This is a genomic window from Microbacterium sp. 22303 (assembly GCF_052045265.1).
Taxonomy (GTDB): domain Bacteria; phylum Actinomycetota; class Actinomycetes; order Actinomycetales; family Microbacteriaceae; genus Microbacterium.
In genome coordinates this window covers 150,931-173,371 of the sequence record NZ_JBQEOQ010000006.1, presented here as the reverse complement: position 1 = coordinate 173,371, position 22,441 = coordinate 150,931, and the positions used below count along the sequence as shown (strand labels likewise).

The following is a 22,441-nucleotide window of genomic DNA, read 5'->3' as shown; positions in this document are numbered from 1 at the left end:
AGCTCTGCGGCGGTGCTGGTGGTCAGCTCTTGGACTGGCCGTACGAGCCGAGCTGGCGGGTCGACTCGATGACACGCTGGGCCATCGCGGTCTCGGCGACCTTGCCCCAGGCGCGCGGGTCGTAGACCTTCTTGTTGCCGACCTCGCCGTCGACCTTCAGCACGCCGTCGTAGTTGCTGAACATGTATCCGGCGATCGAGCGGGTGAACGCGTACTGGGTGTCGGTGTCGATGTTCATCTTCACCACGCCGTTCGCGACCGCGAGGGCGATCTCCGCGTCCGTCGAGCCGGATCCGCCGTGGAAGACGAGGTCGAGCGGCTTCGCGCCCGTGCCGTACTTCGCGGCGACCTGCTGCTGGATCTCGCCGAGCAGCTCGGGGCGCAGCTTCACGCCGCCGGGCTTGTACACGCCGTGCACGTTGCCGAACGTGAGTGCGGCGATGTAGCGGCCCTGCTCGCCGAGGCCCAGCGCCTGCACGGCCTGGTCCACGTCGGCGAAGGTCGTGTAGAGCGCCTCGTTCGAGCCCTCGTGCGCGACGCCGTCCTCCTCGCCGCCGACGACGCCGATCTCGACCTCGAGGATCGCGTTGATCGCCTTCATGCGGGGGAGCAGGTCGCGGGCGATCTCGATGTTCTCCGCGAGCGGCACGGCCGAGCCGTCCCACATGTGCGACTGGAAGATGGGGTTGCGGCCCGCCTTGACCTCTTCCTCGGAGGCCGCGATGAGCGGCTCCACGAAGCCCGCGAGCGCGTCCTTGGGGCAGTGGTCGGTGTGCAGCGCGACCGTGATCGGGTAGTTCTTGGCGACCTCGGTGGCGAACTTGGCGAAGGCGAGGGCGCCGGTCGCGCGGGCCTTCACGGTCTGGCCGGCGAAGTAGTCGGCGCCGCCGGTCGTGACCTGGATGATGCCGTCGGATCCGGCTTCGGTCAGACCCTGCAGCACGGCGTGGATGGTCTGCGAGCTGGAGACGTTGAACGCCGGGTAGGCGAAGCCGCCTGCCTTCGCGCGGTCGAGCATCTCGGCGTACTGATCCGGGGTGGCAACGGGCATGGCATCTCCTGTGCTGGATGACGGGGGTCGGTGCCACTCTAGCGCCGCAGGATCGGCGATTCAGAGCGCGTGACGGCGGCCTCGGGAGGGCGGATCTTCGGCCTGGTAAAGAAGCGCGTATCTTTCGGTTTCGCAGCGCAGAAATCTGCGGATCCGTAACCGTCCCGCCCCTACGCTGGGGGCATGGTGAGCCTCACAGCCGATCTCAACCCCCTCCACCCCGACCGCAACCTCGCACTGGAACTCGTCCGTGCGACGGAGGCCGCGGCGATCCGCGCCGTCCCGTTCATCGGACGCGGCGCGAAGGAGGCCGCTGACGGTGCCGCTGTCGATGCGATGCGCGCCTTCCTCGGAACCGTCGACTTCGACGGCCTGGTGGTGATCGGTGAGGGCGAGAAGGACAACGCTCCGATGCTCTTCAACGGGGAGCACGTCGGCAGCGGCGTCGAATGGGCGCAGCAGTACGACATCGCCGTGGACCCGATCGACGGCACCACCCTCACCGCGGACGGTCGGCAGAACGCGGTCTCCGTCATCGCGGTGTCCGACCGTGGCACGATGCTCGACGCCTCGAGCGTCTTCTACATGGACAAGCTCGTCACGGGCCCTGCCGGTGTCGGCGTCGTCGACATCCGCCTCCCCGTCGCGGAGAACATCAAGCGCCTCGCCGGCGCTCTCGGCAAGCCGGTCGACGAGATCGTCGTCTCGGTGCTGAACCGTCCGCGTCACGAGAAGCTCATCCAGGAGATCCGCGCTGCGGGAGCGGGCACCCGCCTGATGAGCGACGGCGACGTCGCCGGCGGCATCAACGCGGCCCGGCACGGGGCGCGCACCGACATGTGCATCGGCATCGGCGGCAGCCCCGAGGGCATCGTCACGGCGTGCGCGATCAAGGCGCTCGGCGGGCACATCCAGGGCCGGCTGTGGCCGCGCGACGATGACGAGCGCCAGCGCGGCATCGACGCCGGGCTCGACATGGACAAGGTCTACGAGGCCGACGACCTGGTGAGCGGCAACAACACGATCTTCGTGGCGACCGGTGTGACCGACGGCCAGCTGGTCGCCGGCGTCCGGCGCGAAGGCGACTACCTCTACACCGAGAGCGTGGTGCTGCGCAGCGCCTCCGGCACCCTGCGCCGGATCGCCTCGGAGCACCTCGTCTCCAAGTGGCTCTGAGCGGGTTTCCCGTCGCACCGGGTTCCTGAGCGAACCCGGTGCGATAACGACCTGATCGCATTCCGTGTCTTCACGGCCTCACCTGTCACAATGGAGGGGCGCCGATCGGCGTGCACGGCGCATTCAGCGCGGTTCGGAATGCGGAGCAGGGGAGCGTGGACGATGGCTGCGGAGAACATCTACCGCCAGGAGACGGTCACCGACACCGGTTCGGTCAAGATCGTCGAGATGGATGCCGCGCGCCGTACCGACGTGCTGTTCCGCGTCCGTCGCGACGAGGGTCACGAGATCAGCGCCTGGTGGATGATCGGCGCCTTCGTGCTCTTCTCCGCCACCGTGGTCTTCCTGCTCAGCGCGGTTCCGGGGAGCGCGTGACCTCCCGCTCGGCCTGATCTTTTCGCTCCGCACGATCGTTCGGCTCGGCGTGGTCCGGATCCTGACCGCTCAGGCGCGCACGCAGCTCGCCGAGGTCTGCGCGGATCCCCTCAGGATGGCCCTCAGCCGCGGAACGCCCCTCGTCATCGGATGAGACCAGATCGTCGGCGGACAAGACCAGCTCGTCGGCGGTGAACCGTCGCGTGGCACTGGTCAGGGCCGGAGGCGCGATGAGTGCTCCCGCATCGACGCCGGGGAAGCGGCGAGCCGTCACCAGCACCCTGCTTTCCAGGGATCCGGCGAAGCGGTTGTAGCTGTCGACGGTGCGCTCGAGCGCGCGACGCAGGTCGTCCGCATGGCCGGCGAGTACGCCGAGCCTGTCGTACAGCTGCGTGCCGAGGTCGAGGAGCACGGCCGCCTCGGCCGACAGCTCCTGCTGCTTCCAGGTGTACGCGACGGTCTTCAGCACCGCCCACAGGTTCACCGGGGTGGCCAGTGCCACTCGCTTGCCGAATGCGTAGTCGAGCAATGCCGGATCCTCGTCGAGCGCCGCGGACAGCAGCGACTCCGTGGGCAGGAAGCAGATCACGAACTCGGGGCTCACATCGAGGCCCGACCAGTACGCCTTCTTCGCGAGTGCGTCGACGTGCGCACGCACAGCCTTGACGTGCTGCTGCATGAGCGACCGCCGCTGCGGATCCTCGGACGCGAGCGCGCCCGCCGCCAGGAACGCGTCGAGGGGAGCCTTGGCGTCCACCGCGATCGACGCGCCGCCGGCGAGGCGGATCACCATGTCGGGACGGCCGTGGCCCGCATCGGAGTGGATCGTGGCCTGCAGGTCGAAATCGACGTGCCGGGTGAGGCCCGCGGCCTCCACCACGCGGCGCAGCTGGGTCTCGCCCCACACGCCGCGCGCGGAGGTCGAGCGCAGCGCGCCGGCCAGGGACTCGGTCGTGGAACGCAGCGCCTCGCCGTTCTCCTCGGAGCGCCGCAGCTGCTCGCTCAACTGTCCGAATTGCGTCTGGCGCTCGCGCTCCAGCACGGTCACCGTCTGCTGCATCCGGTGCAGGCTCTCCCGCACCGGCGCGAGCGCGGTGAGCACGGCGTTCTCCTGCCGCACGCGCTCCGCGGCGTCGTGCTGCTCGCGGCGGGCGTGCTCGACGGCATCGCGGTACAGGTCGTGCTGACGGTCGCGGTCCTCGCGCACGACGGAGAGTTCCGCATCGGCGCGGGCGAGATCGGCGGCGCCGCGGCTGCGGCCGAGGAACCAGCCGACCGCAAGGCCCGCCACAGCGGTGAGTGCGGCGATGAGCAGTGCGAGCGCGTCCATGCGTCCATCATGGGCGCGGCCACCGACATCGCCGGAGAGCGCGCCCTCGGAACGCAGAAACCGCGTCAGGCGGCGGCGCGCACCTTCGCGGGTGCGGCCGGGGCGAGAGGGGCGCCGAGGCGCACGCCGATCGCGTCGGCCAGCTGCTGCACCGAGCCGGATGCGGTGCGCCGGGCTGCGTCGATCACGATCTGCGCGCAGGCGCGTGCGTCGGCCAGGGCATCGTGGTGCGGGAACGCGCCGAAGCCGGCGGCTGCCGCGGCCACAGGGAGCTTGTAGGAGTCGAGGTCGTACACCTTGCGCGCCACGCTCAGACTGCACAGCGACTGGTACGGCGGGCACTCGTCGCCGGTGGCCTCGCAGGCACGACGGATCACGTTCAGGTCGAAGCCCGCGTTGTGTGCGACGAGCACGTCGGCGCCGGCGAACGCGCAGAGCCGGTCGAGCTGCTCGCTCCAGCCGTCGGCGTTCACGACCTCGTGCGGCTGGATGCCATGGATCCGCACGTTCCACTCCTGGAAGGCATCGTGCCCCGCGGGCGGCCGGATCAGCCATCCGGTCTGCGCGACGACGATGCCGTCCCGCACCCGCACCAGGCCCACCGCACAGGCGGAAGCAGGGGAGGAGTTCGCCGTCTCGAAGTCGATTGCGGTGAAGTCCAGGGCCACGCATCAAGCCTCCGTCGCGGAGGGGCTGGCATCGTCCAGGCGCGCCGATCCTGGGCGGATCCGAGCGTAGGCTCGGGCCATGGTCGAACGTGCGACGAGCTTCGGGTCCGAGACGGGCAGTTACGAGAAGGGACGTCCGGAGTACAGATCCGACGCGGTGGCCTGGCTGCTGGAGCCGCTGCCGGGCCCTGACGCGGCGGTCGTCGACATCGGCGCGGGCACCGGCAAGCTCACCCGCGCCGTGCTCGGCCTCGGAGGCACGAGCGTCGTGGCCGTGGACCCGGATCCGCAGATGCTGGATGCGCTGCGCGCGAAGACGCCGGATGTGGACGCTGTCGGCGGCACCGCGGAGTCGCTGCCTCTGGCCGATGCGACCGTCGACGCCGCCACTCTCGGCCAGGCCTGGCACTGGGTGGATCCGGTCGCCGCATCCGCCGAGATCGGCCGTGTGGTGCGCCCGGGCGGCGTGCTCGGACTGATCTGGAACGTGCGCGATGACCGCACCGACTGGGTGCGCCGGCTGACGGCGATCATGGGCGGCAGCGCCGCGGAGGAGATGATCGCCGACAACGCCGTGCGGGTCGCGGCGCCGTTCGGCCCCCTCGAAGAGCGGCGCTGGGAGTGGAGCAGGGAGATGACGCGCGCCGAGCTGCATGCGATGGCCAGCTCGCGCAGCCTCATCATCACATCGTCCGACGAGGAGAAGGCGCGGATCGCCGCTGCCATGGACGAGCTGTTTGACGAGTTGAGGCTCATCGAGGGCGAGACGCTGTCGATGCCGTACGTCACCGCGGCCTACCGCGCGATCCGCGGATCCTGAGTCGATGCGGGCCCCGGTAGACTCGTACCCCGTGGCTCTCACCATCGGAATCGTAGGACTGCCCAACGTCGGCAAGTCCACCCTGTTCAACGCCCTCACCAAGAACGACGTGCTCGCGGCGAACTACCCGTTCGCGACGATCGAGCCGAACGTCGGCGTGGTGAACCTGCCCGACGTGCGGCTGAACAAGCTCGCCGAGATCTTCGGCAGCGAGCGGATCCTGCCCGCGACGGTGTCGTTCGTCGACATCGCCGGCATCGTGCGTGGCGCCAGCGAAGGGGAGGGCCTGGGCAACCAGTTCCTCGCGAACATCCGCGAGGCCGACGCCATCGCGCAGGTCGTGCGCGGGTTCGCGGACGACGACGTGGTGCACGTCGAGGGCGCGATCGACCCGAAGAACGACCTCGAGACGATCAATGCCGAGCTCATGCTCGCCGACCTGCAGACGCTCGAGAAGGCGATCGTGCGGATCGAGAAAGAGGTGCGCGGCCGCAAGACCGATGCCTCTGTGCTCGAGGCCGCGAACGCAGCCAAGGACGCGCTCGAGCGCGGGCAGCTGCTCTCCACGAGCGGCATCGACCTGGCCCCGATCAAGGAGCTGGGCCTGCTCACCTCGAAGCCGGTCATCTTCGTCTTCAACGTCGATGAGGCCGTGCTCACGGACGCCGCCCGCAAGACGGAACTCGCCGCTCTCGTCGCCCCGGCGCAGGCGATCTTCCTGGATGCCAAGATCGAGTCCGAGCTGATCGACCTGGATCCGGAGGACGCCGCCGAGCTGCTCGCCTCCACCGGTCAGGACGAGTCGGGCCTGGATCAGCTCGCCCGCATCGGCTTCGACACGCTGGGCCTTCAGACCTACCTCACGGCAGGCCCGAAGGAAGCCCGCGCCTGGACGATCCACAAGGGCGACAAGGCTCCTCAGGCGGCCGGCGTGATCCACACCGACTTCGAGAAGGGCTTCATCAAGGCCGAGGTCATCTCGTTCGAGGACCTGGTCGCGACCGGATCCGTCGTCGAGGCCCGCTCCAAGGGCAAGGCCCGCCTCGAGGGCAAGGACTACGTCATGCAGGACGGCGACGTGGTGGAGTTCCGCTTTAACGTATAGCGTTATTGACGGTCTTCGTTATATGCTTGCCTCGCGATCAGATCGTTCGGGGGCAAGGACACCGAACGAATCTGGCGCGAGCAGTACGTCAAGGGTGTTGATCGAACCGTGCAGCGGGCGACGCTGCGTAAGCTCGAGCTGGTTCACGCGGCAAAGGATGTCGACGACCTGCGGATCCCACCGGGGAACCGATTGGAGAAATTGGCCGGAGATCGTCGCGGTCAGTACAGCATCCGCGTGAATGCGCAGTGGCGTATCTGCTTCGTCTGGAGAGATGGAGGTGCGGAAGATGTCGAACTCGTCGACTATCACTGAGGCTGACGCGATCGAGCCGATTCACCCGGGAGAGATCCTGATGGAGGACTTCATCGAGGGCTTTGGAATCACGCAGAACAAGCTCGCGGTGTCGATCGGGGTGCCGCCGCGACGGATCAATGAGATCGTGCACGGCAAGCGGGGGATCACGGCTGACACCGCGATTCGTCTGGCTCGGTACTTCAGCACGTCTGAGGAGTTCTGGATGAACCTGCAGACGAACTACGAGCTACGGCTCGAACGCCGGGCTCTTCGGGACAAGGTCGCCGCCATCACGCCGCTGCAGGCCGCGTGAGCGACTCCATCGACCATCGGACGCGCATTCGCTGATGCCGCCGCTCCGTCGTTGGCGACGTGGCTCTGGACACTCGTGACGAGCAGCATGCGCTGATCCGCCGCCGAAATCCGCAGGTCCGATCCGCCTCAGCGCCCCTGGCGCTTCTTGTACGGCTTGGGCTGCCCCTTCACCACGGGTGCGCGGCCCTTCCCCTTCGACGCCTTGGCCTTGCCTCCGGACGGCGCGGCAGATTTCTGCTGAGGCGGGGGAGCGGCGGCGATCCGCTCGCGCGCCTCGGGTAGCAGGAGAATCCCTGCACTCGTCAGACGGGTGGCGCTGCCACGGGTGATGAGCGGGTGCCCGACCTCTTCCTCGAGCTTCTCGATCGCCGAGTACAGAGCGGTGAGTGAGATTCCGAGCCGGTCTGCCGCACGCGGGAAATGCAATTCCTCTGCGACGGCGACGAACCGCCGGAGCTGGGTGATGTTCATGCAAGCCCGTCCTTTCCCGCACGGATCGCGGCCGACCCCAGCGTACTAGCGGGTGCGGGCGACGTCGTGCTTCAGCACCTGGGGCCAGGTGTCGACGTCGACGGGGTCGCTCGCGACAGACAGAGTGGCGTGGGGGAGCAGAGCGGCCAGCGTCTGCGCCGTCGCTAGCGGGTGTCCCGGATCCTCGATCCACGCCAGAATCGTGGTCGGGACGTCGATGCGCTCGATCGCCTCATGGGCGGGCAGGTCGCTCATCGCGGCACCGCGCAGCAGGGAGGGAAGCAGCGCGTCGGCGACGTCGGGCACGGTCTCGGGCGCGCCCGCGGTCGCCGGCGGACGGGTCCCTCCGCGATGGGCGGCGACGAGGGCATCGACGCCCTCGGTTTCGACGAGGGCGGCATCATCCCGGTAGTTCTGCGCCTGCGCGGCCCGGGTTTCCCACGCGGTCGGGGGCACCATGAGCGTGAGCCCGACGAACCGGCCCGGCTCTCGCGCCGTGGCATGCAGCAGCGTCGCCGCTCCCATGGACGGCCCGACCCCGTGCACCTGTTCGCCCGGAAACCAGTGATCCAGCAGCCGCAGCAGATCGTCGGCGAGGTTGGACCACACATAGTCCTCCGCCACCTTGCGGCCGGTCGATCTGCCGTGACCGCGTGCGTCGTATCGCAGCAGCCGCGTCCCGCTCAACCCTCGGCCGAGGTCCAGATTCAGCACCCGATCCCTGGCTCGGCTCGAGGTCAGGCCGTGCAGCTGCACGACGGGATGCCCGCCCTCGTCGCTGAGCGCGACGGCGAGTTCGGCGCCGGTGACTTCGAAGGTGGGCATCGGGTTCCTTCCGCTCCGGCGTCGTACGTCGGATCCGCAGGCGACGCCGTTTTGTCAGAGTAGCGAGACGCTAGGGTACTGCCATGCGTCTGACCCACGTCACGCAATTGCGCCTCCCGTTCGGCCGGCTCTGGGGGTACGACGTCAGCGCCTCCGAACTCGGCCCGCGCCTGCCGGTCTCCTTCGACCAGCGGATCCACGTCGGCCTCGGAGACCGACCGGGATCCTGGATGGCGATCTCGTTCCACCTGTCGCGGCCCGTGACGAAGGACGCGCTCGCCGACGCGTGGCTCGCGGTGATCGCGCGGCACGGCACCCTGCGCACCGCGTTCGCTCCGGGCGAGGACGGGCAGCCGCAGCTCCACGAGCTCGCGATCGGCGCTGGATCCTGGGTCGAGCACGAGATCCTGCCGGGGCAGGCGGTGAACGACGCCGTCCGCGACGTGCTCGATGGGGCGTGCTCGCCCTACCACCGACCCTCGTACCGGCTATGCGTCCTCGAGAACGCGACGGGGATCACGGTCGTGATCGGATCCGACCATGCGCACGTCGACATGTGGTCGATGCTCGTCATCGCTCGCGATCTCCTCTCGGCACTGGACGCGGCGCGCGACGGCCGGGATCCCTGGACCGCGCCGGCCGCGGCATTCGTCGACCACACCCGGTCGCTGCTCGAACGCGCTCCGGCCCCTGACGAGGTGCGCCGACGGTGGGCCGACATCATCCGCGACAGTGGTGGAGCAATGCCGCGATTCCCGCTCCCGCTGGGCTCGCCGGATCCGCAGCGCGAGAGGGTCGAGGTGCGCGACGTGCTCGATCCGGATGACAGCGCAGCCTTCGCGGCGCAGGCGCGGGAAAGCGGCGTCTCGACGCTGACCCTCGCGGTCGTGGCCATGACGGCGGTCACCCGCGCGCTCGCCGGTACGGCGCTGCGCGCGATCTTCCCGGTGCACAGTCGCTACGAGGACACCTGGCACGACTCCGTGGGCTGGTTCATCACCAACTCCGTACTGGAGTCGGCGGTCGCGGAGCCGCGTGCAGCGGCCGCCGCCGTCAAGGAGGCCGTACAGCTCGGGTCGTGGCCGCTTGCCGACGTGCTCGCGCCCTGGGGCGGGATGCCGGTCGCGCCGGGGATGTTCGCGATCTCCTGGCTCGACCTGCGCCGTTTGCCGGTGCGGATCGACTCGGTCGGACTCGACGCGCAGTACGTCGGCGCGGCGATCGACACGGACGGAGTCATGCTGTGGTTCATCCTCGATGAATCCGGCCTGCACCTGAGGTGCCGGTACCCCGACACGGCAGAGGCCCGCGCCAACGTCGGCGAATGGCTTGATCTGCTCGTGGCGCGACTGCAGGCGGAAGCGAAGACGTCCGTCCGAGGGCTGCTGCGGGCGGCGGGCCGCACCTACCGGATCGAGCGGGCGGGCCACGCGGACATCGAGGCGATCGCCGAACTGCTCGCCGATGATCCCTTCGGTGCCGAGCGCGAGGACGCCGAGCTCAGCCGATACGAGGCTGCGTACAACTCGGTCAGACGTGATCCCTCGAACTATCTCGGGGTGGTTCGAGACGACGCCGGCCGCATCGTGGCGACCATGCAGCTGACCGTCATCCCCGGGCTCTCTCGCGGAGGATCCACTCGGCTGCAGATCGAGGGTCTGCGCGTCGCTCCGGCCGAGCGTTCACAGGGCCTCGGCACAGCGATGCTGGAGTGGGCGCACGACTTCGGACGGTCCCGCGGGGCGACCCTCGCCCAGGTGACCACCGATGAGGCCCGGGATCGGGCACGCGCTTTCTACACCGGGCTCGGTTATCAGACCGCGCACGTCGGCCTGAAGCGGCCGCTCGACTGATCTGCCGGCCGGCCGGCCCGCTGCGCGCAGGCGTACGCTGGCGGTGTCTTCCTGAGGAGGTGCGGCTATGTCCGACACTGATGAGCGGTCCGTTTCCGCGCACATTCCGGAGCCGGGCGAACCGAGCATTCCCGAGCTCGAGGCGGACGAGAACATCGCGCCCCGTCCGGAGGAGGAGATCGCGGACCTGCTCCGCGCCGAGCCCGACGTCGATGAGGACGTCAGCTGACTCGTCGGACCTCCTGCGGCCAACCGCAGGCCTCGGCGATCCTTCCGGCCCAGAGCTTCGCAGCGTTATCGTCCGCCACGTCGATGATGGTGAGGCCGCCGATGTACTGCTCGCCGGGGGCGAACTGGCCTTGGCTGATCACTGGCGTGCCACTGGAGGCGTCGGCGGTGAAGGCCGCGCTCAGGTCCTCGTGCACGCCTCCCGCGAACACGAGGACGCCGGCGTCACGCATGTCTGAGACGACGGCGTTGGCGAGTGGCCCGCGTTCGGCGAACCACTCGGCGCTGTGCTCGCCGACCCATTGCTGGTTGAAGTAGATGATGTACTGGCTCATCCTCGTCGCTCCCTGCATCGTCCGCGTTCTCAGGCCCGTCCAGCGATCGTACGCCGCCGTCGACCGTCGAGCGGGACTCGATACGATGGCTCGGTGACTACCGAGAACAACAGCATCTTCGAACCCGATGGCCGCGCGATCCCCTACGTCGACGAGATGTCGGAGGGCGACGGACCCGTTCTGGTGCTGATTCCGGGGCGCGGCCTCGAGGGCGGCGCGCTCGGTTCGGTCGCGCACATCCTGGCCGGCGAGGGGATCCGCGTGCTGCGGATCGGAAGTCGCGCCGATGATGCCGCGACGCTCGAGGAGCGCGTCCAGGATGCGAGCGACGTCATGGACCACGCCGGCATCGGCGCCACCTGGATCGGGGGTCACGGCGTCGGCGGCACTGTCGCCCGCGCGCTCTCCGCGAAGCGCACGGACCGCGCGCTCGGCGTGCTGCTGCTGGGCGTGGAGGACGTCGATGTGCCGATCGCGCCGTCGGTGCCGATTCTCATCATCCAGGGATCCGAGGACGACGTCATGCCCCCGGCGAACGGCGAGAAGCTGCGCGCGTCCGCGGTCGAGCGCGCCAGTGTCGTGACGATCGAGGGTGGCGGGCACCTGTTCCCCGTGAGCGATCCGGTCGACACGGCGTTCGCGATCGAGGACTACCTGGCCTGGGACTGATGCGAGGCGCCATTCCGCCGGCGGACGCCCGCACCGTCCTGCTCGTGATCGACATGCAGGCGGGCGTCATGCCCGACTGCTTCGACGAGCACGGGGTGCTGATGCGGACCGACGCGCTCGTGCGCCGGGCGCGCGATGAAGGGGTTCCGGTGGTATGGGTGCACCATGAACCCATCGGCGTGGGGACGCCGGATTGGGAGCTGGCGGCACCGCTGGCCCGCGCCGAGGGCGAGGCGGTCGTGCGCAAGAGCTACCGCGACGCCTTCGCGGAGACCGAACTGCGGACCGTGCTCGACGGATACGGCGCGACCCGCCTGGTCGTCGCCGGCGCGCAGTCCGACTTCTGCGTACGCACCACGACCCAGCGTGCAGCGGCGGAGGGCTACGACGTCACGCTCGTGCGCGACGCGCACACCACCGTCGATGCGACGATCGAGGGCGTTCGGATCTCCGGCGAGCAGATCGTCGCCCACACCAACATGTACTTCGCCGGGCTGCGCTATCCGGGGCAGGAGTTCGCGGTGGCGCGGCACGACGAGGTCGCGTTCGCCTGATCGCCACCACGCGCGCATGTCCGATCCCGGTGCGAGGATGGGCGCATGCCCGAGTCTCCGGAGGTGCAGGCGCTGGTCGAGTTCCTCGACGAGCGGATCCGCGGTCGTGTGATCGCCGACCTGGATGTCGGCGAGTTCCGCATCGTCAAGACTCGCGACCGCCCGCCCGGATCGCTGGTCGGTGCGCGGATCCGGCGCCTGGAGCGCTTCGGCAAGCACGTCGGCTTCGATACCGAGGCGGGCTGGCTGATGATCGGGTTCGGGCGCAACGGCTGGATCCGCTGGCAGGCGCCGGACGCCCCGCGGAGCGACGAACCTGTGCCCGAGGTCGCTCGAATCGCGCTCGACGACGGTGCGCTGATGCAGGTCGTCGACCTGGGTGACTTCCTCGCGGTGACCGCGTCGGTCGTCGATGCCCCGACTGATGTCTCGGGCATCGCGGCGCTCGGACCGGATCCGCTCGCCGCCGACTTCGACCGCGACGTGTTCGAGCGCGCCCTAGGCACCAGGCGCAAGCAGATCAAGGCGCTCCTGCAGGAGCAGACGTCGCTCGCCGGCATCGGCAACGCCTATTCGGACGAGATCCTGCATCGGGCGCGGATCGCTCCCACGGTGCACGCCGCAGTGCTCGACGATGCCGAGCGGGAACGGCTCTTCCACGCGACGGTCGACGTGCTGCGGGGCTCCCTCGCGGATCGGCGGGGCCTGCCGCCGGGCCAGCTCAAGCAGGCCAAGGTCGCCGCGATGGCCGTGCACGGGCGCGGGGGAGAGGCCTGCCCGGTGTGCGGCACGACGATCATCGATCGCGTGTTCTCCGGTGCCTCCGCTCAACTCTGTCCGCACTGCCAGCCCGAGCCCTCCACGACGTGACGCGACATGCGGGTTAGCATTCCGGGGTGAGCCCGCTTCCTCTGCGCCATCGTTGGCGCGTGCGCTCGTCCGTCGCGCTCCTTGTAGGGGTCGCGGTCGGCTTCGTCGTCACGCCGTTCCTCGGCCTCGCCGCGGGCATTCTCGCGGCCTGGGGCGCGCTGGCTCTCGTCAGCACCGTGTGGATCCTGCTGGTCGTGTGGCCGATGAACGCCGAGCAGACGCGCTCGCACGCCACCGAGGAGGACCCCGGTCGACGCATCGCCCGGGTGGTCGCCGTGGTCGGGAGTTTCGCCAGCATCGCGGCCGTGCTGGTCGTCGTGCTGCAGGCTCGGCACGCGGAGGGGTGGACCCAGTTCGCGCTCGCGGGGAGCGCGGTGCTCAGCGTCGCCGCCTCCTGGGGGCTGATCCAGGCCGACTACATGCTGCGGTACGCGAAGCTCTACTACGACGGATCCGCCGGCATCATCTTCAACCAGAACGAGGACCCCGAGTACACCGACTTCGCGTACTTCTCGGTCGGGCTCGGCATGACTTACCAGGTCGCCGACACCAATGTCACGCGCAACGCGATCCGGCGGATCGTGATCGCGCAGACCACGATCGCCTACGTGTTCGGCGCGCTGATCCTCGGCACGATCATCAACCTCGTCACAGGCCTGGGGTGATCTCGGGGCGCTCCTCGCGCAGCCGGGGTTCCGTGCGCCGCTCCGGACGCACGCCTGCCTTGTCGGCGTAGAAGACGCGGATCCGGTCCATGTCCGCGGCCACATCGCCGGTGAGGTCGAACGTGGGCCCGAGCCCGGTCGTCATCGTGGTGCGGTCGACGAACCCGAGTGTCACCGGCATGCCGGTCTCGCGTGCGATGCGGTAGAAACCGCTCTTCCAGTACGTGTTGCCGCCGCGGGTGCCGTCAGGCGTGACGACCAGACCGAACACCGTGCCGGCGTTCACCTGCGCCACGACCTCGCCGACGACCCGCGCAGGATCCTCTCGATCCACCGGGATGCCGCCGAGGCGTCGCATGAGTGGGCCGCGCCAGCCACGGAACAGGCTCTTCTTGCCGAGCCAGTGCACCTCGATGCCGAGCCGCCAGGCGATGCCGAGCATCAGCACGAAGTCCCAGTTGGAGGTGTGCGGGGCGCCGATCAGCACGGTGGGGCGCGTCGGAGCCGGTTCGCTCGCGAGCGTCCAGCGGCTGAACGTCCAGAACACGCGGGCGATGAGGCGACGAAGCATCCGTCCACCGTAGAGGGAAGCGCATGCCGTGCTCCGCATGAAAGGGAGCGGAATGGGAACGGGCGCATGACCCGGACGGGAGGTCCGGGTCATGCGCCCGTTCACGTGCCGCGGGTCAGGCGACCTGCGGCATCAGGGAGAACGACACGGCGCCCTCCTCATTCACGTTCGCGTCGAGGACCTTGTCGTCCAGGACGATGGCGGCTTCCCCTTCGAGGAAGACCGGGGCGCCGGGCAGATCGAGGATCTGATCATCCGGCTCCGGCGAGACGACCACGTCGGCGGCGAGGCGGGGTTCGCCCGCCTTTCCCGGCGTCTCGGCCGTGTGGATGCGCAGTCCCGCACCCTCCGTCTCGGTACGACGACGGACGAGCGTGGTGACCAGCGCAGTGGCGTTGTCGGTCAAGGTGAGCACGAGGCACTCCTTCCGGTTGCGGACATGCCGAGGTCACGGCATGTGTCCGGCCACGATTCCCCTTCTGGATCGAGCTCTCAACCGCTGTGCGGCGATTCGGCCCGATTCGGAGGGTCTTCCCACCTGGGAGCGGGGGAACGCGATCGGCGGGCGGTGACCGGCCTCAGCGCGCGGCGGCTCGCAGCGCCTCGGCCGTCTCCGGATCCAGGCCCGGCATCTCGTCCGTCGGCACGGCGAGCGCGAGCAGAGCGCGGCTGAAGTAGTTCCGCGCCGCCGCGGCCAAGGTGATGTCCACGATCTGGCGATCGTCGTAGCCGGCGTCCCGGAGCGCCTGCGTGTCGGTGTCGGACATGCCGCGCGGATCGGTGGAGAGCTTGGCCGCGTACTGAACGACGGCCTGTTCGGCGGCGGAGAAGCCGTCGTCGTCGCCGCGGGCGAACGCCGCGAGGCCATCGCCGCTGAGGACCTCCGCCCGCAGAGACTTGCGTCCGTGCGCGAGCAGACAGTGCGGGGATCCGATCGCGCGGGCCGCGCCGAGCGTCGCCGCCTCATACACGCGCACGCCGATGGACGGCACGATCGCACGGATGAGCGCCATGAACGCTTCGTGCGCCTCGGGGTTCACCGCCATCGCGCGGGTGTAGGCGAAGACGAAGCCCGCGTCGGCGATGTCCTCGGCATACATGTCGGCGGCGTGCCCCTGCGCGGTCTCGGCCGGGGGAGTGCTGATGATCATGGGAAGCTCCTTCGCGTCCATGCGCGGCATGCTCGCGGACGGCGAGCCCCAGCGCCTGAGCGAAGACTATGCCCGAGATGCGTTCGGCGACATGGGTGGATGCCTCAGAACGGCGCCGATGCTCCGGTACGGGCGTAGCATCGGGGGGTGACCACGACAGCCGAATCCCCGCAGCAGACACCCGCGGACGCGACGCGTCCGACATCGGGAGCCGCTCCGGGCGGGCTGTCGTTGCTCCCGGGCCTCGACGCGGGAGACGTCGGACTGTGCATCGACGGCGTCTGTCGTCTGCCCGGCGCGAAGGACTGACCTCGCCGATCGCGACCCCCGTCGGGATCCCCTCGCGGCCGCGGACGCAGAATCGTCCCCGTCGGAGGCGCCTATGGCGTGCGCTGACGGGGACGATTCGAGGTGCAGCGAAGTGGGAAAGGCTCAGTGCATCGCCGGGGCGCTGCCCTCGGGGGAGCCCACCTCGTGCGGCTGATCCGCGGGCTTGCGGATGATGAACGCGCCCAGGATCGTCACCGTCGCGATGACCGCGCCGATCACGAACGTGCTGCGCGAGCCCGCCGCAACCGCGGCGGGCACCTCGGTGCCCCCGTTCGCGTTCACGATGAGGGTAAACACCGCGATCATCACGGCGATCCCGGTTGCGCCCGCGACCTGTTGCACGGTGCCGATGACCGCGCTGCCGTAGGAGTAGAACTTCGGCGTCAGCGAAGCCAGCGACGCGGTGAACAGTGGGGTGAACGAGAGCGCGAGTCCGATCGACAGCAGCGTCTGCGCGATCAGCACGATCCACACCGAGGTGTTCGTGGCGAGCGTCGTGTAGAACCACAGCGTGGCAGCGGTGAGGATCGAGCCCGGGATCAGCAGGATCTTCGTGCCGCGGGCGTCGTAGATCCGCCCGATCACGGGGCCGAGCAGTCCCATCGCGAGAGCGCCGGGCAGCAGCACCAGCCCCGCTTCCGTGGTCTCCAGACCGAGCGCCTTCTGCAGGAACAGCGGGATCACCGTGAGCGTGCCGAAGAAGGCCAGCGACAGCAGGAACATCTGCACCATCGACAGGGTGAAGTCGCGCGAGGCGAACACCCGCAGATCCAGCAGGGCGTCGTCCTTGCGCTGCAGGATCACCTGCCGCCAGAGGAACGCCACCAGCCCCACCACGCCGACGACCAGCGCGATCACCAGGGGAGCGGAGGATCCGCCACCGCCCGCGAGGGCCCCGATCTGGCTGAGGCCGAAGACCAGCCCGCCGAAGCCGAAGGCGCTCAGCACGATGGACAGCACGTCCAGCGGCGCGTCGGTGCGCTCGCCGACGTTCGTCAGCCAGCGCCAGCCGATGAACATCGCGGCGAGCGCGATCGGCAGCACGACCACGAAGATCGCGCGCCAGCTGAAGTGGTCGAGCAGGAAGCCGGACAGCGTGGGACCGATCGCCGGCGCGAGCGAGATGACGATGCTGACGCGCCCCATCATCCGGCCGCGGCTCTCCGCGGGAACCAGGTTCATGAGCGTCGTCATGAGCAGCGGCATCATGATCGCGGTGCCCGATGCCTGTACGACGCGTGCGATGAGCAGCACGGTGAAGCCGGGCGCGAGCGCGGCGATCAGCGTTCCCGCGGAGAACAGGGTGAGCGCGCCGAGGAACATCTGCCGCGTCGTGAAGCGCTGCAGCAGGAAGCCCGTCGTCGGGATCACGACGGCCATGGTCAGCATGAACGCGCTCGTCACCCACTGCGCCGCGAGCGGGGTGATGCTCAGATCGTCGATGAGGTGCGGGATCGCCATGCTCATCGTCGTCTCGTTGAGGATCGCGACGAAGGCGGCGGCCAGGAGCACCCAGATGACCGCCATGTCACGGCGGGGGATGAGAGAGGATCTCGCGCTGGTCGGCACGGATCCGGTTTCGATGGCGGACATTTGTTTCCTCCGACTCGGCGGGGGCGAAAAAAGGGGGATGAGCTGTACAGAGATGCCAGCGACATTCAGCGTAACCACAGGGTCGGACATTTCATTCCCCGGCGCCGTCGGCGCTGCTCTCAGCAGCGTTGCGCCCTGAGCGGACGTTCTCGACGGCGGCGCCCCATGCCCGGCGCGGGGATCTACGCTTGCGAGGTGCCGAAGGTGCAGGTGACCCGCGGCGGGCAGGGGTGAGCGGATGAGCATGATGGCCAGAGGCGGCGGACCCCGGGGCGGAATGCGCCCCGTGGACGAGGCATCGCAGCGCCGGCAGAACGCCGAGGCGCCGAAGATCGCGAATCTCGGCCGCCGGGTGGTCGCGCTGTTCCGCCCCTATCGCGGACGGATCCTCGTCACGGGCCTCCTGGTGATCATCTCGGCCGCGCTCGGCGTCATCCCGCCGCTGCTGGTGAAGCTCGTCTTCGACGACGCGCTGTTCCCGGCGGGCGGCGGAGGACCGCGCATCGCGCTGCTCGTGGAGCTGGTGGTCGGCATGGTCGCGCTCTACCTGCTGTCGGCCGGTCTCGGCGTCGTGCAGACCTGGCTCACCTCGACCGTCGGCAACAGCGTGACGGGCGACCTGCGGGTGCGTCTGTTCGAGCACCTGCAGGCGATGGAGCTGGCGTTCTTCACCCGCACCAAGACCGGGGTGATCCAGTCCCGGCTGCAGAACGACGTCGGCGGTGTCGCCGGAGTGCTCACGAGCACGGTCACGAGCATCCTCGGAAACACGGTCACGGTGATCGCCTCGCTGGTGGCGATGATCCTGCTGGACTGGCGGCTGACCATCATCGCGGTGTGCGTGATGCCGATCCTGGTGCTCGTGCAGCGCCGCGTCGGTCAGGTGCGCGCGCGGATCGCCGGCGAGACGCAGGAGTCGCTGAGCGAGCTCACCGCGATCACGCAGGAGACGTTGAGCGTGTCCGGCATCCTGCTGTCCAAGTCCTTCAACCGGCAGCGTTCCGAGTCGGCCCGCTACCAGGCGCAGAACCGCACGCAGATCCGGTTGCAGGTGCGCCAGGCGATGAGCGGGCAGGGCTTCTTCGCGGTCGTGATGGTGCTGATGTCCAGTGTCCCGGCGATCATCTACCTCGTGGCGGGGCTCCTCGTCGCCGGAGGGACAGGATCCATCACCGCCGGCGCCATCGTGGCCTTCACGACCGTGCAGGCGCGGCTGCTGATGCCGCTCATCGGACTCATGCGCGTGGCACTGGACGTGCAGACGTCGCAGGCCCTGTTCGCGCGCATCTTCGAATACCTCGACCTGGTGCCGCAGATCCAGGATGCGCCGGACGCGTCGGCTGCTTCTGCGGCGCCCGGCCCCCGCGGGCGCCTCGAGTTCCGCGATGTTCGGTTCCGCTACCCGGACGCGTCGTCCGCCGCGCGCGACACCCTGCAGGGGATCTCGTTCACCGCCGACCCGGGGCAGCACGTCGCCTTCGTCGGCCCCTCGGGGGCCGGCAAGACGACGATCCTCTATCTCGCTCCCCGGCTCTACGAGGCATCGGAGGGAGCGATCCTCTTCGACGGCGCCGATGTGCGTGACCTCACCCAGTCGTCGATCATCGACGAGATCGGGATCGTGTCGCAGGAGACGTATCTGTTCCATGCGACGATCCGCGAGAACCTCGTCTACGCGAAGCCCGATGCGACCGATGAGGAGCTCGTGGCGGCGTGCACCGCCGCCAACATCCACCACGTGATCGTCGGCTTCGAAGACGGCTACGACACCGTGGTCGGAGAGCGCGGCTACCGGCTGTCGGGCGGCGAGAAGCAGCGCATCGCGATCGCGCGGGTGCTGCTCAAGGATCCGCCGGTGCTGCTGCTGGACGAGGCGACTTCCGCGCTCGATACGGTGTCGGAGCGCGTCGTGCAGGAGGCGCTGGACGAGGCGGCCAAGGGCCGCACCACGCTCACGATCGCGCACCGGCTGTCCACGGTGATCGGCGCGGACGTCATCCACGTCGTGCAGGAGGGGCGGATCGTCGAGTCGGGCACCCACTCCGAGCTGCTCGCCCAGGGGGGACTGTACGCCGACCTCGCCGCGCAGCAGGTTGCCGCAGCGAGGATCGATGACGACGTGCGCTCGGCCTGACCCGCGATGCCGCGGGGTGACAGCCTCGGGGCGTGCTGAACTCAGTCGAATCGTGCGCTGAGACGCGCCGGCGCCCGAACACAGGCCGGATCGACTGAGTTCAGCACACAGCGCCGGCCTCAGTGCACGCTCAGCCCGCCGTCCACGAAGAGCGAGTGACCCGTGACGTACGACGATCCGGCGCCCGAGAGGAACACGGCGGCGCCGGCGAAGTCGGACGGCAGCCCGTTGCGGCCGATCATGGTGCGGGCGGCGAGCGCCGCGATCTGCACCGGATCCTCCTGGAGGCGGGCGTTGAGCGGCGTCAGCACGAAACCCGGCACGAGGGTGTTGCTGGTGACGCCGGTCCCGCCCCAGGCCTCCGCTTCGGAGCGCATCAGCGACTCGACGGCACCCTTCGACACGCCGTAGATGCCGCTGCCGACGAAGGCGCGGTGCGCCTGCTGCGAGCTGATGTGGATGAGTCGGCCGTAGCCTCGCTCGGCCATGCCCACGCCGTAGCGCTGACCGAGCAGGAACGGGGCGAGCGCGTTCACGGTCATCGTGGCGTCCCAGTCGGCCTCGGTGATGTCGGCGAAGGCAGGCCGGATGTTGATGCCGGCGGAGTTCACGAGGATGTCGGGCTCGCCGAACGGACGTGCCGCGGCGTCCGCCACGGCGAGGATCCCGTCGCGCGTGCCGAGGTCGCCCACGACGCCCGCGGCGCGGCAGCCGGCATCGGTGAGCTCGCGCACCGTCTCGTCGATCCGGTCGGCGCCGCGGGCGACGATCACGGTGGCGGCACCGGCACGGGCGAGCGCGGTCGCGATGCCGCGCCCGATGCCGGAGCTGCCGCCGGTGACCACGGCGGTGCGACCCTCGAGGGAGAACAGGTCGGAGAGATAGGCGTTCATGACGGTCCTGATTCTGGGCGGAGCGACGCGCACGGGCGCATCGGCCGTCCGGGCAATGGCCGCGGCTACCAGCGCAGCGCGGCGGCGAGAGTGGGGTCCACGCGAGCGTCGGCGAACTCGGGGAGTGCCTCGAGGTCTTGCACGAACGCTCGCACCGTCGCGGGATACGCGGAGTCGGTGTGGCTGCCGGCGATCTCCTGGAGCGGCGGCAGGTCCATCGCGAGGATGAGGTCGAGCCTAGCGACAACGGCGGCCTGCGCGCCCGCCCGATGCAGCACGTCGATGCCCCCGCGCAACGCGGCGAGATAGTCGCGGAGCACGCGGAGGCGGTGCTTGCCCTGCGTGATGGAGGATCCGTCCTCCCGCAGCCGCCATCGCACCACCACGTCGGGGATGACATCGAAGGCGCGCGCGGTCGTGTACATGCGCTGGGCCACGATCTGGTCCTCGTAGGCGACGCCCTCCGGGAAGCGGAGATCCTGCCAGAACGCGGTGCGGCTCAGCTTCGACCAGGCCACGATGTTCGCAGACGCGGCAGGGTGCTCGAAGATCGTGGTGCCGAGGCGTTCCGGATCCGTCGCCGCCGCGACCCACGGCTGCACACGGCCCGGCGCGTATGTCTGCCCGTCCCAGCGGGAGCGCACGTACGCGCCCGCCACGAAGTCGCTCCCAGACGCGGCGAGGGTGCCGGTCATCCGCTCGAGCGCGGTCAGCGTCAGCTCGTCGTCGCCGTCGAGGAAGCCGAGGTACTCGGTGTCGACGAGTTCGAGCGCGGCGTTGCGGGCGCCGCCGAGCCCGCGCGCCTCCGTGTGCCGCAGGACGGTGAAGCGCGGATCCGCGTCTGCTGCGGCGTCGAAGATCCGGCCGGTGTCGTCGCGCGATCCGTCATCGACGAGGATCGCCCGCCAAGAGGTCTCCGTCTGCGCGCGCAGCGAGTCGAGGGCGGCAGGAGCGAAGGCGGCGATGTCGCGACCGGGGACGATCACGGTCACGAGCGGGGCGGGCACTCCGCCAGTCTAGGAGCGCACAGCGGACACGGCGTCGGCGACGAGCGCCGCGAGCTGTTCCGGGCCGTCGCCGGGAAGGCCGCCGTGGCCGAGCGTGAAGCGCACCGCGGTCTGCGCGACGGCGGGGTCGATGCCGCAGGCCAGCAGCACGTGCGAGGGCTCGTCGCTGCCGGCCGCGCAGGCCGATCCGCTCGAGGAGACCACGCCGCGCCGCTCCAATTCGAGCAGCACCGCCTCGCCGGAGACCTCGGCGAACGTGAAGCTCGCCGTGCCGGGCAGCCGGTGCACCGGATCGCCCGTCACGCGCGCCGAGGGGACCGCCGCGAGGACCCCGGCGATGAGCCGGGCGGACTGCGCCCCGACGCGCGCAGAGGCCTCGGCGCGCTCGCCCTCGGCCCGCTCGAGCGCGGTGGCGAGACCGACCGCGCCCGCCACGTTCTCGGTGCCGGAGCGGCGGCCGCGCTCCTGCCCGCCGCCGTGCAAGAGGGGCTCGATCGGCACCCGGCCGCGCACGGCGAGCGCACCGATGCCCTTGGGGGCGCCGAGCTTGTGCCCGGCGATCGCGATCGCGTCGGCACCGAGGCCCGACAGTGCCAGCCATCCCGCGGACTGCACCGCGTCCACGTGCACCGGCACGCCCTGCGCGGCGGCGGCCGCGGCGATCCCCGCGACATCCTGGATCGTGCCGATCTCGTTGTTCGCATGCCCGACGGCGATCAGCGCGGTGTCGTCGCGGATCGCCGCAGCGACCGCGTCCGGATCCGCCCGTCCTGCCGCGTCGACCGGGACCAGGGTCGCGGCCGCGCCGTGGAACCGCTCGAGATAACGGACCGACTCCAGGATCGACTCGTGCTCGATGGGTGTCGTGATCACGTGGCGGCCGCCCCGGGCGAGTGCGGCCAGCACGATGCCCTTGACCGCGAGGTTGTTCGCCTCGGTGCCGCCGGCAGTGAAGACGACATCGCCGGCACGCATCCCCAGCACGCGGGCCACCCGCGCGCGGGCGTCCTCGAGCGCCGCGCTCGCCGCCTCGCCCACGGTGTGATGGCTGGACGGGTTGCCGAACGTGCGGGTGAGGAACGGGGCCATCGCCTCGAGAACCTCTGGCCTGATCGGCGAGGTCGCCGCGTGGTCGAGGTAGAGCGGGACGGACAT

Annotated in this window: 27 protein-coding genes; 14 read left to right on the top strand and 13 right to left on the bottom strand. The window is 69.8% G+C overall.

Annotated elements, in window-relative coordinates:
- Positions 1-22 precede the first annotated feature (22 nt).
- Positions 23-1,051 carry a class II fructose-bisphosphate aldolase gene (fbaA, locus tag ACTJI8_RS16900; RefSeq protein ID WP_440734589.1) on the bottom strand — a complete coding sequence of 343 codons (1,029 nt, stop codon included), beginning with the start codon at positions 1,049-1,051 and terminating at the stop codon, positions 23-25.
- A 183-nt stretch (positions 1,052-1,234) separates the two neighbouring features.
- On the opposite strand from fbaA, the gene glpX reads away from it, so the two are divergent.
- Together glpX and ACTJI8_RS16890 are read left to right on the top strand one after the other, a co-directional pair.
- Positions 1,235-2,227 carry a class II fructose-bisphosphatase gene (gene glpX, locus ACTJI8_RS16895; RefSeq protein ID WP_440734588.1) on the top strand — a complete coding sequence of 331 codons (993 nt, stop codon included), beginning with the start codon at positions 1,235-1,237 and terminating at the stop codon, positions 2,225-2,227.
- 162 nt (positions 2,228-2,389) lie between these two features.
- On the top strand, positions 2,390-2,602 hold the full coding sequence (locus tag ACTJI8_RS16890; RefSeq protein WP_440734587.1) for a UDP-N-acetylmuramyl pentapeptide phosphotransferase: 213 nt from the start codon (positions 2,390-2,392) through the stop codon (positions 2,600-2,602).
- On the opposite strand, the gene ACTJI8_RS16885 is transcribed toward ACTJI8_RS16890, so the two are convergent.
- A complete protein-coding gene (locus tag ACTJI8_RS16885; RefSeq protein ID WP_440734586.1) occupies positions 2,577-3,932 on the bottom strand; it encodes a DNA recombination protein RmuC in 1,356 nt (451 codons plus the stop codon). The genes ACTJI8_RS16890 and ACTJI8_RS16885 overlap by 26 nt on opposite strands.
- Positions 3,933-3,997: 65 nt before the next feature.
- Positions 3,998-4,600 carry a 3'-5' exonuclease gene (locus ACTJI8_RS16880; RefSeq protein ID WP_440734585.1) on the bottom strand — a complete coding sequence of 201 codons (603 nt, stop codon included), beginning with the start codon at positions 4,598-4,600 and terminating at the stop codon, positions 3,998-4,000.
- 79 nt (positions 4,601-4,679) lie between these two features.
- On the opposite strand from ACTJI8_RS16880, the gene ACTJI8_RS16875 reads away from it, so the two are divergent.
- The 4 genes from ACTJI8_RS16875 (at position 4,680) to ACTJI8_RS16860 (ending at position 7,135) form a co-directional block, all read left to right on the top strand.
- Positions 4,680-5,420 (top strand): class I SAM-dependent methyltransferase, encoded by a 741-nt coding sequence (locus ACTJI8_RS16875; RefSeq protein WP_440734584.1) that lies wholly within the window; start codon positions 4,680-4,682, stop codon positions 5,418-5,420.
- A gap of 31 nt (positions 5,421-5,451) precedes the next feature.
- On the top strand, positions 5,452-6,525 hold the full coding sequence (gene ychF / locus ACTJI8_RS16870; RefSeq protein ID WP_440734583.1) for a redox-regulated ATPase YchF: 1,074 nt from the start codon (positions 5,452-5,454) through the stop codon (positions 6,523-6,525).
- Between the two features lie 108 nt (positions 6,526-6,633).
- The gene (locus ACTJI8_RS16865) at positions 6,634-6,840 is read left to right on the top strand and encodes a type II toxin-antitoxin system RelE/ParE family toxin (protein WP_440734582.1); all 207 of its coding nucleotides are present in this window, start codon (positions 6,634-6,636) and stop codon (positions 6,838-6,840) included.
- The gene (locus ACTJI8_RS16860; RefSeq protein ID WP_440734581.1) at positions 6,815-7,135 is read left to right on the top strand and encodes a HigA family addiction module antitoxin; all 321 of its coding nucleotides are present in this window, start codon (positions 6,815-6,817) and stop codon (positions 7,133-7,135) included. Before ACTJI8_RS16865 ends, ACTJI8_RS16860 begins: the two co-directional genes overlap by 26 nt.
- 128 nt (positions 7,136-7,263) lie before the next feature.
- Here ACTJI8_RS16860 and ACTJI8_RS16855 read toward each other — a convergent pair whose 3' ends face one another.
- Positions 7,264-7,608 carry a LysR family transcriptional regulator gene (locus ACTJI8_RS16855; RefSeq protein ID WP_440734580.1) on the bottom strand — a complete coding sequence of 115 codons (345 nt, stop codon included), beginning with the start codon at positions 7,606-7,608 and terminating at the stop codon, positions 7,264-7,266.
- 45 nt (positions 7,609-7,653) lie between these two features.
- A complete protein-coding gene (locus ACTJI8_RS16850; protein WP_440734579.1) occupies positions 7,654-8,433 on the bottom strand; it encodes an alpha/beta fold hydrolase in 780 nt (259 codons plus the stop codon).
- 83 nt (positions 8,434-8,516) lie between these two features.
- Between ACTJI8_RS16850 and ACTJI8_RS16845 the strand changes: the two genes are divergently transcribed.
- On the top strand, positions 8,517-10,286 hold the full coding sequence (locus tag ACTJI8_RS16845; protein ID WP_440734578.1) for a GNAT family N-acetyltransferase: 1,770 nt from the start codon (positions 8,517-8,519) through the stop codon (positions 10,284-10,286).
- Between the two features lie 67 nt (positions 10,287-10,353).
- The gene (locus tag ACTJI8_RS16840) at positions 10,354-10,515 is read left to right on the top strand and encodes a hypothetical protein (RefSeq protein ID WP_440734577.1); all 162 of its coding nucleotides are present in this window, start codon (positions 10,354-10,356) and stop codon (positions 10,513-10,515) included.
- On the opposite strand, the gene ACTJI8_RS16835 is transcribed toward ACTJI8_RS16840, so the two are convergent.
- A complete protein-coding gene (locus ACTJI8_RS16835) occupies positions 10,508-10,849 on the bottom strand; it encodes a YciI family protein (protein WP_440734576.1) in 342 nt (113 codons plus the stop codon). The two genes, ACTJI8_RS16840 and ACTJI8_RS16835, sit on opposite strands and share 8 nt — an antisense overlap.
- 93 nt (positions 10,850-10,942) lie before the next feature.
- Here ACTJI8_RS16835 and ACTJI8_RS16830 point away from each other — a divergent pair, with 93 nt between their 5' ends.
- Genes ACTJI8_RS16830 through ACTJI8_RS16815 form a run of 4 tightly spaced genes read left to right on the top strand, consistent with a single transcriptional unit; the run spans position 10,943 to position 13,607 of the window.
- Complete coding sequence (locus tag ACTJI8_RS16830) at positions 10,943-11,518, top strand: alpha/beta fold hydrolase (protein WP_440734575.1); 576 nt, start codon at positions 10,943-10,945, stop codon at positions 11,516-11,518.
- Positions 11,518-12,072: an isochorismatase family protein gene (locus ACTJI8_RS16825; protein WP_440734574.1), complete on the top strand. Its 555-nt coding sequence runs from the start codon at positions 11,518-11,520 to the stop codon at positions 12,070-12,072. Before ACTJI8_RS16830 ends, ACTJI8_RS16825 begins: the two co-directional genes overlap by 1 nt.
- Before the next feature lie 45 nt (positions 12,073-12,117).
- The gene (locus ACTJI8_RS16820; RefSeq protein ID WP_440734573.1) at positions 12,118-12,942 is read left to right on the top strand and encodes a DNA-formamidopyrimidine glycosylase family protein; all 825 of its coding nucleotides are present in this window, start codon (positions 12,118-12,120) and stop codon (positions 12,940-12,942) included.
- A 26-nt stretch (positions 12,943-12,968) separates the two neighbouring features.
- Positions 12,969-13,607: a DUF1345 domain-containing protein gene (locus ACTJI8_RS16815; RefSeq protein WP_440734572.1), complete on the top strand. Its 639-nt coding sequence runs from the start codon at positions 12,969-12,971 to the stop codon at positions 13,605-13,607.
- Here ACTJI8_RS16815 and ACTJI8_RS16810 read toward each other — a convergent pair.
- From ACTJI8_RS16810 to ACTJI8_RS16800, 3 genes are all read right to left on the bottom strand, one after another.
- On the bottom strand, positions 13,591-14,178 hold the full coding sequence (locus tag ACTJI8_RS16810) for a 1-acyl-sn-glycerol-3-phosphate acyltransferase (RefSeq protein WP_440734571.1): 588 nt from the start codon (positions 14,176-14,178) through the stop codon (positions 13,591-13,593). The two genes, ACTJI8_RS16815 and ACTJI8_RS16810, sit on opposite strands and share 17 nt — an antisense overlap.
- 115 nt (positions 14,179-14,293) lie before the next feature.
- Entirely contained in the window at positions 14,294-14,593 is a 300-nt protein-coding gene (locus ACTJI8_RS16805; RefSeq protein WP_440734570.1) for a Fe-S cluster assembly protein HesB, read from the bottom strand.
- Positions 14,594-14,756: 163 nt separating this feature from the next.
- On the bottom strand, positions 14,757-15,329 hold the full coding sequence (locus tag ACTJI8_RS16800) for a carboxymuconolactone decarboxylase family protein (protein ID WP_440734569.1): 573 nt from the start codon (positions 15,327-15,329) through the stop codon (positions 14,757-14,759).
- Between the two features lie 147 nt (positions 15,330-15,476).
- Between ACTJI8_RS16800 and ACTJI8_RS16795 the strand changes: the two genes are divergently transcribed.
- Positions 15,477-15,638, top strand: coding sequence for a hypothetical protein (locus ACTJI8_RS16795; protein WP_440734568.1), 162 nt, complete (start codon positions 15,477-15,479; stop codon positions 15,636-15,638).
- Between the two features lie 123 nt (positions 15,639-15,761).
- Here ACTJI8_RS16795 and ACTJI8_RS16790 read toward each other — a convergent pair whose 3' ends face one another.
- Positions 15,762-17,252 (bottom strand): MDR family MFS transporter, encoded by a 1,491-nt coding sequence (locus ACTJI8_RS16790; RefSeq protein ID WP_440734567.1) that lies wholly within the window; start codon positions 17,250-17,252, stop codon positions 15,762-15,764.
- 238 nt (positions 17,253-17,490) lie between these two features.
- Between ACTJI8_RS16790 and ACTJI8_RS16785 the strand changes: the two genes are divergently transcribed.
- Positions 17,491-19,386, top strand: coding sequence for an ABC transporter ATP-binding protein (locus ACTJI8_RS16785; RefSeq protein ID WP_440734566.1), 1,896 nt, complete (start codon positions 17,491-17,493; stop codon positions 19,384-19,386).
- Positions 19,387-19,505: 119 nt separating this feature from the next.
- Here the strand turns inward: ACTJI8_RS16785 and ACTJI8_RS16780 are convergent, their stop codons facing one another.
- The 3 genes from ACTJI8_RS16780 to ACTJI8_RS16770 form a co-directional block, all read right to left on the bottom strand.
- Positions 19,506-20,279, bottom strand: coding sequence for an SDR family NAD(P)-dependent oxidoreductase (locus ACTJI8_RS16780; RefSeq protein WP_440734565.1), 774 nt, complete (start codon positions 20,277-20,279; stop codon positions 19,506-19,508).
- 65 nt (positions 20,280-20,344) lie between these two features.
- Positions 20,345-21,286, bottom strand: a complete 942-nt coding sequence (locus ACTJI8_RS16775) for a glycosyltransferase family 2 protein (RefSeq protein WP_440734564.1) — start codon at positions 21,284-21,286, stop codon at positions 20,345-20,347.
- 9 nt (positions 21,287-21,295) lie between these two features.
- Positions 21,296-22,441 carry a cysteine desulfurase family protein gene (locus tag ACTJI8_RS16770; RefSeq protein WP_440734563.1) on the bottom strand — a complete coding sequence of 382 codons (1,146 nt, stop codon included), beginning with the start codon at positions 22,439-22,441 and terminating at the stop codon, positions 21,296-21,298.